Origin of the sequence: Parabacteroides timonensis (assembly GCF_900128505.1) — a bacterium.
In the GTDB taxonomy this organism is placed as follows: Bacteria; Bacteroidota; Bacteroidia; order Bacteroidales; family Tannerellaceae; genus Parabacteroides; species Parabacteroides timonensis.
Map to the genome: position 1 here is coordinate 2,192,843 of NZ_LT669941.1, position 12,821 is coordinate 2,205,663.

Below are 12,821 nucleotides of genomic sequence, written 5' to 3' on the forward strand. Positions count from 1 at the left end.
TATGACTTCAACAATATCGCTTATATTAAGTCGTCACGGAGAGACGGAAGAGAATAAACTGCGCATCATGCAGGGGCAGATGCCCGGCCATCTCTCCGAATTGGGAAAACAACAGGCGGAACAACTTGCCGACCTGTTGGAAAGAGAAGAGATCGACGTGATTGTCAGCAGCGACCTGGCCCGGAGTTACGATACAGCCCTGGCTGTTGCCCGTCGTAAAGGGCTGGAACCTGTACAGACTCCCCTACTCCGTGAAATGGACTGGGGTATCTATACCGGAAAGGTTGCCAACGAAATGGATTTCAAGAACCTGCCAGAAAGTGTAGAAAGCCTGGAGGCTTTATATAAAAGAGCCGGAGAGTTTCTGGAATTCCTGCAAACCGAATTTCCGGGCAAACGTATCCTGGCTATCGGGCATGGGGGATTTAACCGTGCCATCATCGTACGGATAGAAAAAAGGCAGCAAGAGGATATCCTGAAGCTGCCGATTATGAAAAACACAGCTTGCCTGCGCTTTTCGATATAAAACGGATTTTGTCTATACCTGTGGTTGTACGACACTGAACGTGCCGGATGCTTTGCTTACGAGTTTATCATCGCAATAAATCTCGCATTCACTGAAATGTACGTGCCGTCCTGGTTTGATCACTGTTCCTTTGGCAATCAACTCTTTCCCCCAGGCTGCCCGCAGGAAGGAGACTTTCAGTTCTGCCGTCAATACATCTTTATCCAACGGAGTCATTGTATAGGCGGCAAATCCGGCGATCGTATCGGCCAGGGCTGCCAATACACCTCCATGAATAACGCCGCTATACTGGCGTTGTTCATCGTGCAAGGGCATACGTGCCTCAACGATCCCATCTTCGACAGTAGTGAATTGTACCCCCAAATGGTTTACATAGGGATTGGTTTTCACTCTGTCGAGTAATCTTTCTTTTACTTCTGTATTCATTATCTTTACTCAATTAGTTGGTTTCTTTCTAACGGATCGTGATCTTACAATCGTCGAGATTGTCGATAATAGCCAAACTTTCCACATGGATACCTGATTCTCGCAATGCTTTTCCTCCATCCTGGAAAGCCTTTTCGATAATAAAGCCCATACCAGCAATCGTCGCACCAGCCTGTTGAGCCAGGTCGATCATTCCCATAGCTGCATTACCGAAAGCCAGGAAGTCGTCGATAAACAGGATATGGTCGTCTGCCGTCAGGAAATTATTACTGATACAAACAGAATAATCACGGTCTTTGGTAAAGGAATGGACTACCGTGCTCAGCATATTCTCCATCGTCTTCGGTTGCTTTTTCTTTACAAATACCACCGGCAGTTGCAGGATATAACCGACCATGATGGCCGGAGCGATACCGCTTGCTTCGATCGTAACGATCTTATTGATATGTTCTCCTTTAAATCGATTGATAAATTCTTCGGCAACCTTATACAGAAGCATCGGGTCCATCTGGTGATTTATAAAACTGTCCACCTTCAGGATACCTCCCGGATAACATCTGCCGTCTTGCAAAATACGCTGTTTAAGTAATTCCATTTGTTTTTATTGTGTTTTATCTTCTTTATCTTCCTTTACACGAATGAAAATGTTGGCTATTATAGCGGTCAGACCGCCAGTTGTAATACCGGATGCAAAAATACCTTTTATAGCCTCCGGAGCCGTTTTCAGGATATCAGGCATTAATTCCACTCCTAATCCGAGAGAAAGGCTGACAGCCAAAACCAGTGTAGCCTTCCGGTTAATCTCCTGCGAAGCGATGATACGGATACCCGCAGCGGCCACAGTACCGAACATCAACAGGGTTGCACCTCCCAAAACAGGATCAGGCATTAATGAGAACACCACACCCACAATCGGAAATAATCCCAGCAGGATCAACATTCCGGCTATATAATAACCGACATAACGGCTGGCAACGCCGGTAAGCTGGATAATTCCGTTATTCTGTGCAAAGATAGAGTTTGGAAATGAATTAAAGACACCGGCAACAAAAGAATTTACACCGTCGGCCAATACACCACCCGAAACACGTTTCAGATATCCCTCACCCTCAATGGATTTACCAGAAATCATAGAATTAGCAGTAACATCGCCGGTAGCTTCAATCGCAGTGATCAGGTAAACCAGACCAATAGCGATAAAAGAAGATATATTAAAATCCAATCCGTATTTAAATGGCACGGGGATATTAAATCCTGCCAGATTCTGAGAAGCGGCAGCACTCATATCTACCATTCCCAACGCAAAAGAAAGTCCGTAGCCGATACATAATCCCAGAACGATCGAACTCATGCGCAAGTATTTATTCTTACAACGGTTGAAGAATAATACACTCAACAAAACGGTTGCAGCAACTCCGATATTCTTCAAACTTCCGAACGTACCGTTGTCCATAGCTGCAAAACCACCTCCACAAGAAACCACACCGACCTTAATCAGACTCAATCCGATCAGCAAGACGACTATTCCCGAAACCAGCGGAGTTATGATAGTACGCATATACTTAAAAGTACGGCTGATAACCATTTCTACCGGGGCAGCAGCCATACAAACACCAAAGATCAATGGTAGACCACCTGCCAATCCCGCCGAAATGATCGGCCCGATAAACGAAAAACTGGTACCCTGTATACAGAGCAGCCCGGCTCCTACCGGGCCTATCCGTTTACATTGTACAAAGGTTGACACTCCGGAAGCGAAAAGGGCCATCGACACTAAAAATCCGGTTGTTTCAATATCCAGCTTTAATGCTCCGGCAATAATTAGAGGCGGTGTGATGATTGCGACGAAAATGGCCAGCAAATGTTGCAAGGCTGCAAACAAAGCCTCTTTCAAAGGAGGCCGGTCATCTATACCGTAAATCAGGTCTGTTTCTTTTACCGGAATGATAGTCTCTTCTAACTCTTCAGTGTTAATCTTCATATTTACTTTATATATGTATTACAGTTTTAAATCCTCGAGGGTTTCGCCTTTAGCATTCAATACTCGCAGCGTCATTTCCTTACCTTTCTTCTGTAAGACCATAACTGTTGCACCATCCATCCGGTAACCGCCACCTACAATGACCGGAAAGTTGTTTCCATTGGCAGCCCCTTTCGGATAATAAGCATGACGGTGAGTATGCGCATTGATACATACATTGAACGGTGCCTTGGCCAGTAAACCACCCCACAATTCCAGACAAGGATTGTAACGGTCTACATCTTTGCCGTAAATAGGCACATGATGAATCAGTACGCGCTTATCAGCTTGTTTAAATGGCTTGGATACCAGCTCTTCTTTCAGGAAACCGACCTGGGCGTCACGCAGGGCTGTAAAATCGTTCAGACCGTAATAAACCCAAAAGTCATCGGGCTTATCTTCACCGCAATCCAGCATCACGATACGTGTATCGCCCCAGTTAAACGCACCGTATGTCTTATCGCCGACATAATCGAACAATTTGCGCAAACCGATCGAATAAGCATTCCTGATCTCATGGTTACCACGCAGATAAAAGACAGGTACATCGGCAGCCCCGACTGTTTCATTCAGTTCGGAAAGGAAGTGTGTTGCTTCATCATGATTGGCCGGATCGTCGATACAATCGCCGTTAAAGATGACAAAATCATAATCAACGTCTTTCACCTGGCCATACAGCGCTTGTAATGTTTCAGAATGTTTGTGCAGGTCATTAAAGATTATGGCTGTAAAATCGGAAGTAGATGATTCCGGCAAAGTGAATGTATGGAAATCGGAAACAGCCGTTTCTCCGAAGATTTTCTTATAAGCCTGGTAAAGCATGATTTCCTGTGAACAAATACGATAATAATAAGTCTTGCCCGGTTCCAGGTCATTCAGTCTGATCTTATTCTGTAAATCGTTGCAGATCACCTGACCATCCACGATAGTACGCGCTTTCTTCAACTGATTCTTATCCGTACCATATTCGACCCAACTGTAAGTAGGAACAGTAGTCTGCCACATAACCGTAATTCCGTTTCCTACAGGATTCTGTAAATAAGGCTCCGTGCGGAAAATCTTGTCAGCCGGTTGCTTGAAAACGATATCTGTTACGATCGGACGATGATCAGAGGCAGCCGGTTCATCGACAACCCAAGTGGAAAGGCGTGTAAAAGCCGTAGTATCCTTTGCATAAGCTGCTATATAATCGATCGTTTCTGTCGGTTCATCAGCCGGAAAAGTCGGTTGTTTGGTATTTGTCAGGATCACAAAGTCTTTCTGTATGCCTTCTATGACTTCCGAATCCGGGTGAGCGTTAAAATCACCGGCAATAAAGAGCGGCTTACTGGCTTTTGCTGCTTCCTTGCGAAGAATATCCAATGAAGCCAGACGATCTTCCCCTGTCAGGGAAAGGTGGGTACAACAATAGATATATTTTTCAAACTCAACGATCAGCAAAGCACGTTCTTCTTCTCTTCCAGGAAGAGACATATAACGATGGCTAAGTGGTTTCTCCTTACTCAACATACCGATACCATATTTCCCTCCGTCATAATCAATGGCCGGGGCATATACCGGATACATTAGTGTCTTGTCTGCCAATACACGTAATACATCGGTCTGTCCGCTTCTCCCCGTCACACTGTCCACTTCCTGTACGGCGACGACATTCGGACGAACTCTATTGATTACGTCAGCCGTACGTTGGAAGTTAGAAACATCATCCATCCCTCTCCCGTTACGGATGTTATAACTCATTATTCGCAAGGTGTTATTTTCCCTTGCACTCTCCTGCGAATGAATACTACATAACGGCAACAACATAAAAAGTATTGCCATCAACCAAGTTCCGTGTTTCATGATATTCAAATTTAGTGGTTAATTATCCATAGCTTCTTTCAAATCCTGTTCAAACTGTGTAATATCCTCTCCTGTCGTATCCCAGGAAGTAACCAGACGCGCTTCATTGTTTTCTTCATTCCACATATAGAAGAAATAACGTTCCAGCAGTTTCTTCAAAGGTTCGGAAGGGATAGTAAAGAATATCTGATTCGTTTCTACCTTCTGTGTAAATTGTATCTGAGGATATTGCTTTAATGCTTCTGCCAATTTCGCAGCACTGATATTGGCTTTTATGGCGTTTTCAAGCCATAAGTTATTTTCCAGATAAGGAATGAACTGGGCAGACAAATAACGGAGTTTAGATGCAAGCTGGGCAGATTGTTTTCTGTAATATTGCAAATTTTCGGTTATTTCAGGACGGAACGAAATAACAGCTTCTCCCATCATCATACCATTTTTAGTACCTCCAAAACTCAGAATATCCACACCTGCATCTACTGTAACCTGCTTCATGGAGCAGTTCAGATAAGCACAGGCATTTGCCAGGCGGGCTCCGTCCATATGAAGGTACATATTGTGAGCATGCAACAGATCAGCTATTGCTTTTACTTCTTCTATCGTGTAAACAGTACCTAATTCAGAGACCTGTGAAATATATACCGCTTTAGGTTGCGAATGATGGCAAACGCCAAAGTTATGTAAACGGGGTCTGATCAATTCCGGGGTGAGCTTGCCGTCGCTTGTTGGAATAGTTACTACCGCACATCCGGTCATACGCGCCGGCGCACCGCATTCATCTACATTAATATGTGCAGTCTCTGCACACAATATACTGTTAAAAGGACGTGTAACAGCCTGTAAGGCCACCGAATTGGCTCCGGTTCCGTTAAAAACAAAGAAAGGGGAAGCCTCTTCACCAAATATACTTTTAATCTTTGCTACTGCGGCTGCTGTCCAAGGGTCATCACCATATCCTATTGCGTGATCCTCATTTGCCTTAATCACGGCTTCCATAATTAACGGATGGACGCCGGAGTTGTTATCACTTGCAAAACTTCTCATTATATTCTTGATTTTTGCGGCAAAAGTACGGATTTATTCATTAATATGTCATTTTTATAATCCATATATTAAAAAAAGAAGGAGCACTCTTTCGAACACTCCTTCTTTTTATTAACTTGTTTGTTAGAATATTAACCATTATCCAAGGCGAAAATCCTTCAAAACTTTCTGCAATTCCTGGCGGGCAAAGAATATACGGCTCTTTACTGTTCCCAGCGGTACATTCAATTTATCTGCGATCTCATTATATTTATAACCACTCAAAAACATTGAGAAAGGAACTTTAAGTTCATCGTTCAACCCATTGATAGCCTTGGTGATCTCTTGAATCTGATAGGCTCCGTCCGGAGAGTCAAATCCCGAATCATTTACGACGTCCAAATTATACAAATCGACACCTTGGTCTACTACTGTTTGCGTACGAACTATCTTATGATAATTATTAATGAAAATGTTACGCATGACGGTCAGGACCCATCCTTTGAAATTAATATTGTCAACGAACTTTTCCTGATTGTCTAAAACCTTCAGCGTTGTGTCTTGCATCAAATCTTGGGCGTCATCCCGATTTGCAGTGAGCATCAGTGCAAAATTCATCATGTTTTCTTGCATGCTCAGTAATTTTTTCTGAAATTGCAACGCATTCATACTATTACTTATTTATAAAAGGTTAATACCGGTTAAGTATTGCCTCTCACTATCGAGAGACAATACAAATATAGGAATTTTTTCTGAAATAAATAAGGCATTGAGGAATATTAATATTAAAAACCGTAACTTAATATATTTATAGTAAATGTCACTGAGAATGAACAGCATTTGCAAGTTCAAGACTTGTGAAATTATAAAATTTACAAGTTTCAAGTTACAATTTTCAACAATGTATAAAAAAATATAGATAATTAGACAAAATGATGAAAAATTCAGGAATCTTGTGCACGCTATTAATTCTACTGGTAACAACCTTTGTTTCAGCAGCTAAAGACGCGCCACTCATTTACCAGATTGATATAAAAAAAGAGATAGATAATACGACTCGTATATATCTTAGTAACGGATTGACAGAGGCAAACTCGCTGGGCGCCGACGCAGTCCTGATCCATATGAATACATATGGCGGATTACTCGAAGCGGCAGATTCAATGCGTACGGCAATACTGTACAATCCGGTTCCCGTTTATGTTTTTATCGATAACAACGCTGCCTCAGCCGGAGCACTCATTTCGATTGCCTGTGAAAAAATCTTTATGAGGAAAGGAGCCAATATCGGTGCAGCTACGGTAGTCAATCAAACCGGAGCCGCCATGCCCGACAAATATCAGTCGTATATGCGTTCCATGATACGTTCCACAGCGGAGGCTCATGGAAAAGACACGATTATCCAGGGAAAAGACACCACTTTCAAATGGAAAAGAGACCCTCTGATTGCAGAAGCAATGGTAGACGAACGGGTTGTCATCCCCAACCTGATCGATACAGGAAAAGTACTCACCTTCACCGCTGACGAAGCGCAACAGTGGGGTTATTGTGACGGGATAGCAGAAACTCCCGACGAAGTAATCACCAAATATCTGGGATATAACACCTATGAATTGAAGACATATAAACCATCCTGGTTCGACGATCTGAAAGGTTTCCTCATGAATCCGATGTTACAATCACTGCTTATCATTATTATTATAGGTGGAATTTATTTTGAAATGCAAACACCGGGATTAGGGTTTCCGTCGGCGGCAGCAATTATTGCTGCTATCTTATATTTTGCACCTTTGTATCTGGACGGATTGGCTCAAAACTGGGAAATATTGGTATTTATCATCGGATTGTTACTTATTGTTGCAGAGATATTTGTTATTCCCGGTTTTGGGATAGCCGGGATCAGTGGTATAATTTTCCTGGTTGCGGGCCTAACCCTTAGCCTACTCAATAATACGGATTTCAACTTTGAAGGCGTTTCTACCAAAGAAATCGGAGAAGCCTGCCTGACAGTATTGGTCGGACTCGGTCTCGGATTCGTTTTAATGATCTGGCTATCCAACAAAATCGGAGCAAAAGGTCTGATGCGGAAAGTTGCACTCCATAAAGATCTGGAAGAAGCGCACTCCTCTCCTTCCCTCACACCTCTTATCGGAAAAGAAGGAACAGCCTTTACAGTGCTCCGTCCTTCCGGCAAAGTAATCATTGACGACGAATTATACGATGGTGTATCCGATTCCGGCTTTATAGAAAAGGGTACAAGGGTCAAAGTCGTCCGTTTCGAGAATGCCCAGATATACGTAGAAACATTACATTTATAAAGGCAGATCTGCCCCCGGTATGCGTTGATACAGGATACGCTTGTCTATAACCACATACTGGAGGGCATCGATTGCCAGCAGATCACTCAGGATATTCTTGGCCGTGTAATAATTTACGCGGCCAATCCGGCAAAGCTGGCTTACATTAATATATGGGTGCTCGTCGAGGTAGACAAACAAACGTTCCACGGGCTTACTTATCTTCAGTAAAGTTCCATCCGGCTTATGCTTCTTTTCCCAGGACAGCATAAGGACTTCATTCGCCAGGATGTTTTCATCTGCTACACGGATATAGGCTTTATATTTATCTTCTTTATCAGGTGCCAGATGAGGTTTCTCTTCACTGGGTGCTATATAAACCTCCAGCACTGTTTTTCCGTTTATCTCCCAACGGGTAGCTTCAAAAGGAACTTCCGGACGGGTGTACATTTTCGAAGCGGCTTCTATCATATAATACTCTTCCTCACTACGGACACCGGAAATATTTCCGTTATCTTTCACTCCTATCAGCAACCGACCGCCATCGGTATTGGCAAAAGCAGACAAGGTACGGGCAATCTTTTTACTGTCGCTCACCTCGAACTTAAAGTCGAGTTGTTGATGCTCGCCCTGTTCTATCAATGCTTCTATCGGATGTTTCTTCTTCATTTTGGCATATTATTTGACCGACAAAATTAAAATAAATGTCTAACTTTGCCAACGGAAAAAGAATGAAAGCATGTCTCAGATTCCTTCATTAATTTCAGACCTGGCAGTAATATTGATTTCTGCGGGACTTGTTACTTTGCTTTTCAAGAGATTGAAGCAACCAGTCGTACTTGGCTACATTGTTGCCGGAATCCTGGCCGGACCAGCCATAAAAGAAATTCCCACCGTTACAGACATAGAAAGTATCCGTATTTGGGCAGATATAGGTGTTGTGTTCCTGCTTTTTGCGTTAGGACTCGACTTCAGTTTCAAAAAACTGATGAAAGTCGGGGGGACTGCTGTCATCGGAGCAATAACGGTCGTGATCGGAATGATGACATTCGGATATATCACAGGTCTTTCGTTGGGTTGGGGGCATATGAACAGCCTTTTTCTCGGTGGGATGCTTTCCATGTCGTCTACAACAATTATATTTAAGGCTTTCGATGATATGGGACTCCGCAACCAGCGGTTTGCAGGTGTAGTATTCGGAATTTTGGTAGTAGAAGATTTATTTGCCGTCCTGTTGATGGTACTGCTTTCCACTCTGGCCGTCAGCAAGCATGTCGAAGGTATGGAATTACTGGACAGCGTGATCAAACTCGGCGTTTTCCTGCTTTTCTGTTTCGTTGTGGGTATTTACCTGATTCCTTCTTTCCTGAGAAGGGCCAGAACATTCCTCAATGACGAAACATTACTGATCGTCAGCCTCGGTCTCTGCCTCGGAATGGTGATGATTGCTACTAAAGCCGGATTCTCTTCTGCATTAGGAGCCTTTGTAATGGGATCGATTCTGGCCGAAACGATCGATGCCGAACATATCGAACATATAGTGAAACCTGTAAAGGATCTTTTCGGAGCCATCTTCTTTGTTTCAGTGGGTATGCTGATAGATCCGGTATTACTTTGGGAATATAAAATACCGATCCTGATATTAACGATCGTTGTAATGGTTGGACAAATATTATTCGGCAGTTTCGGTGTCCTATTATCAGGGCAGACAATAAAAGTCGCTATCCAATCCGGTTTTTCACTGGCACAGATAGGTGAATTTGCTTTCATTATCGCCTCTCTGGGTCTGACTCTTGGAGTGACGGACAATTTCCTTTATCCGATCGTTGTTGCCGTTTCTGTTATAACGACCTTTTTCACTCCATATATGATACGAATGGCTGAACCTGCTTACAAAATAGCAGAACGTACCATTCCTGCCAGTTGGAAAAGTTTTCTGGAACGCTATTCCTCCGGTTCGAATACGATCCGGCAAAAAAGTACCTGGAATAAGCTATTAAAAGCGTTGATACGTATTGTCGGAACTTATACAGCCGTCACACTGGTTCTGATATTTATCTGGTTACAATTCATCGCCCCATTCATTATCAGCAAATTACCCGGCATACGAGGAGAAGTCATCTCATTGATCCTGATCCTCATACTGATCTCACCAATGTTACGGGCGATCATGATGAAAAAGAACCACTCCGTCGAATACGAGCAATTATGGCACGACAGCAAATACAACCGTGGCCCGCTGGTTTCCCTGATCGTATTACGCATCATATTATGCATAGGCCTTGTAATGCTTCCTGTTGCGCGCCTGCTGAATGCTGCTGCCGGAATAGCCTTTGCTATCGCCGCGACCGTAATAACCCTTGTTATTCTCTCCAAATGGCTTAAAAAGCAATCGATCCTGATGGAACGTCACTTTTTCACGAATCTGACAGCACGGGAAATGGAAAATGAACGCAACGCTCCCATCAAACAAAGGTTTGCAAGTCACTTGCTGGAACGTGATCTCCATCTGGCCGACTTCGAAGTCAAACAAAATTCACCCAGTATGGGAAAGACACTTAAAGAATTGAATTTCCGGCAAAAATGTAACGTAAACATCGTTACTATCATCCGGGGAGACCGACGTATCAATATCCCGGGTGGAAACGAACGGCTTTACCCTTTCGACAAATTGATCGTAGTCGGTGCAGACGACGAACTGAACCATTTCCGGCAATACATAGAAGAGCGTTATAAAGAATCTTTGAGTAACCGACAGGAAACAAAAGAGGTAAACATGGAGCAGTTCTTTATCAGCGAAGGTTCCGGACTGATCGGACGAACCATTCTCGAATCAGGAATACGTGACAATTCCGGCTGTCTGGTCATCGGTATCGAACGGGATGCCCATTCGATCAAAAATCCGCCTCCTACTACTGTATTTGAACAAAACGATATAGTATGGATTGTAGGTGAACACGAAAAAGTGGTACGTCTCAGCGAAGGAAAAACAGTAAAATAACGATTTAATAAACAAATAAATAACCGGAGTATGAAATTTATCGGAATAATACCGGCAAGATATGCCTCAACCCGCTTTCCTGGAAAGCCTTTGGCTGACATGGCCGGAAAGCCTATGATACAACGCGTCTATGAACAAGTAAAAGATGTTCTGGATGCAGTATGCGTTGCAACTGACGATGACCGCATTGAAGCGGCTGTAAAATCTTTCGGCGGAGAAGTTGTTATGACTTCCGATCAACACCGAAGCGGGACAGACCGTTGTTACGAAGCTTATACAAAAGTAGGTGAAGGTTACGACGTAATCGTTAATATCCAGGGAGATGAGCCTTTCATCCATCCGGAACAAATAGAAACATTGAAAGCTTGTTTTTCGGACACCAACACACAAATCGCCACCCTGGTGAAACCATTCCGGCCGGACGATGACTTCGAAACGACGCTATTCAATGCCAATTCACCGAAAGTCGTCCTGAATAAAAACAGTGAAGCCATGTACTTCAGCCGTTCGATTATCCCCTATATGAGAGGCAAGAACTACCAGGAATGGCTACCCAATCACACCTATTATAAACATATCGGATTATACGCCTACCGCGCCGATACATTAAAAGAAATTACCCGCCTGCCACAATCACCGCTCGAACTGGCCGAAAGCCTGGAACAGCTCCGGTGGCTTGAAAACGGATATAGAATAAAAGTCGGCATTACTTCACAGGAAACGATCGGTATCGACACACCGGAAGACATGGTGAAAGCCCTGGCTTTCCTTAGGGAACAGCATGGCTAAAAACAGAAGCTATCACAAATAACACCAGCAGTCCGGACATGATAGACACCGACCATACGTTGGCAGGCAAATGCCGGATTGCCTTGAACTGTGTAATAACCAATACGGAAGCAATTGCTATGGCCGGAAAGAAGGCCGGAAGCCATGGATTGGGATATTGATATGCATCAGCCTCCGAAAGGCCATATACACTTTTAAGAAATTCAGGTAAAACAATTCCTGTTATCAATAGTAAAGCCCAATACACCCATCTTTTTCCCCCTATCTCCGCTTCATACAGTAAAACCAGGATGACATAAATAAACAGCCTGCTACCAACCAGCGCATACACTATAAACAATAAGGCAAACCCAACCAGCATCGACAGCAATTTATTCTTAATAGCCATATAGCCACAAAACAATAATAAAACAATTACCAGCGATAAGATAGAAGCCAGGTGATACCTCTGACTGCAATAAGTTCCCCACTCCAGCACGACAGGCAGCAAAGCATATAAAAAAGCCATCTCCCCTACATGAAAACGCTTCAATATATAAGTGAAAGCCCACCACTCCAACAACAAGATAAGAGTAATCAACAAGGCGCCCCCACCGATAGGAACCATTAAAGATGAGAGTATTTTAGCCAAAGAACAAGCAAGCAATGCCGGTTTACCTTGACATTCGGACACAGCACCGAATAGCGATGATAAATCAACGACCTGCTCCTTTTCAAACAAATAATCCGAACCGAAAAACTGGAAAAAAATGATACATGATAATACAAAGACCCCAGTTACAACTCCTTGTAAAAGCTTTTCTTTCTTACTCATCTTATATGTTTTTTAGAAACGACAAAACAAGATTTTGCCGTCGATCCTCAAAAGTCGTCAACAATAACCTAACAACCACACGT

Annotated in this window: 12 protein-coding genes; 4 read left to right on the plus strand and 8 right to left on the minus strand. The window is 43.2% G+C overall.

Annotated elements, in window-relative coordinates:
* The first annotated feature begins 1 nt into the window (after position 1).
* Positions 2-526 carry a histidine phosphatase family protein gene (locus BQ7394_RS16405; RefSeq protein WP_075558411.1) on the plus strand — a complete coding sequence of 175 codons (525 nt, stop codon included), beginning with the start codon at positions 2-4 and terminating at the stop codon, positions 524-526.
* Positions 527-538: 12 nt separating this feature from the next.
* On the opposite strand, the gene BQ7394_RS16410 is transcribed toward BQ7394_RS16405, so the two are convergent.
* The 6 genes from BQ7394_RS16410 to BQ7394_RS16435 all read right to left on the minus strand — a co-directional run bounded on the left by BQ7394_RS16410 (position 539) and on the right by BQ7394_RS16435 (position 6,506).
* Positions 539-952 (minus strand): PaaI family thioesterase, encoded by a 414-nt coding sequence (locus BQ7394_RS16410; RefSeq protein WP_075558412.1) that lies wholly within the window; start codon positions 950-952, stop codon positions 539-541.
* Between the two features lie 28 nt (positions 953-980).
* Positions 981-1,547 (minus strand): xanthine phosphoribosyltransferase, encoded by a 567-nt coding sequence (gene xpt, locus BQ7394_RS16415; RefSeq protein ID WP_075558413.1) that lies wholly within the window; start codon positions 1,545-1,547, stop codon positions 981-983.
* A gap of 6 nt (positions 1,548-1,553) precedes the next feature.
* Positions 1,554-2,933 carry a nucleobase:cation symporter-2 family protein gene (locus BQ7394_RS16420; RefSeq protein WP_075558414.1) on the minus strand — a complete coding sequence of 460 codons (1,380 nt, stop codon included), beginning with the start codon at positions 2,931-2,933 and terminating at the stop codon, positions 1,554-1,556.
* Between the two features lie 18 nt (positions 2,934-2,951).
* Positions 2,952-4,814 (minus strand): endonuclease/exonuclease/phosphatase family protein, encoded by a 1,863-nt coding sequence (locus tag BQ7394_RS16425; RefSeq protein WP_075558415.1) that lies wholly within the window; start codon positions 4,812-4,814, stop codon positions 2,952-2,954.
* A gap of 18 nt (positions 4,815-4,832) precedes the next feature.
* Positions 4,833-5,858 (minus strand): threonine aldolase family protein, encoded by a 1,026-nt coding sequence (locus tag BQ7394_RS16430; RefSeq protein ID WP_075558416.1) that lies wholly within the window; start codon positions 5,856-5,858, stop codon positions 4,833-4,835.
* A 138-nt stretch (positions 5,859-5,996) separates the two neighbouring features.
* Complete coding sequence (locus BQ7394_RS16435; RefSeq protein ID WP_028728578.1) at positions 5,997-6,506, minus strand: RNA polymerase sigma factor; 510 nt, start codon at positions 6,504-6,506, stop codon at positions 5,997-5,999.
* A 263-nt stretch (positions 6,507-6,769) separates the two neighbouring features.
* Between BQ7394_RS16435 and BQ7394_RS16440 the strand changes: the two genes are divergently transcribed.
* On the plus strand, positions 6,770-8,155 hold the full coding sequence (locus BQ7394_RS16440; protein ID WP_075558417.1) for an NfeD family protein: 1,386 nt from the start codon (positions 6,770-6,772) through the stop codon (positions 8,153-8,155).
* On the opposite strand, the gene BQ7394_RS16445 is transcribed toward BQ7394_RS16440, so the two are convergent.
* Positions 8,150-8,803: an AlbA family DNA-binding domain-containing protein gene (locus tag BQ7394_RS16445; RefSeq protein WP_075558418.1), complete on the minus strand. Its 654-nt coding sequence runs from the start codon at positions 8,801-8,803 to the stop codon at positions 8,150-8,152. The genes BQ7394_RS16440 and BQ7394_RS16445 overlap by 6 nt on opposite strands.
* A gap of 70 nt (positions 8,804-8,873) precedes the next feature.
* Here BQ7394_RS16445 and BQ7394_RS16450 point away from each other — a divergent pair, with 70 nt between their 5' ends.
* Complete coding sequence (locus BQ7394_RS16450; protein ID WP_075558419.1) at positions 8,874-11,135, plus strand: monovalent cation:proton antiporter family protein; 2,262 nt, start codon at positions 8,874-8,876, stop codon at positions 11,133-11,135.
* A 30-nt stretch (positions 11,136-11,165) separates the two neighbouring features.
* Positions 11,166-11,924, plus strand: a complete 759-nt coding sequence (kdsB, locus tag BQ7394_RS16455) for a 3-deoxy-manno-octulosonate cytidylyltransferase (protein ID WP_075558420.1) — start codon at positions 11,166-11,168, stop codon at positions 11,922-11,924.
* Here kdsB and BQ7394_RS16460 read toward each other — a convergent pair.
* Positions 11,905-12,738, minus strand: coding sequence for a DUF6057 family protein (locus BQ7394_RS16460; RefSeq protein ID WP_075558421.1), 834 nt, complete (start codon positions 12,736-12,738; stop codon positions 11,905-11,907). The genes kdsB and BQ7394_RS16460 overlap by 20 nt on opposite strands.
* Positions 12,739-12,821: the final 83 nt, after the last annotated feature.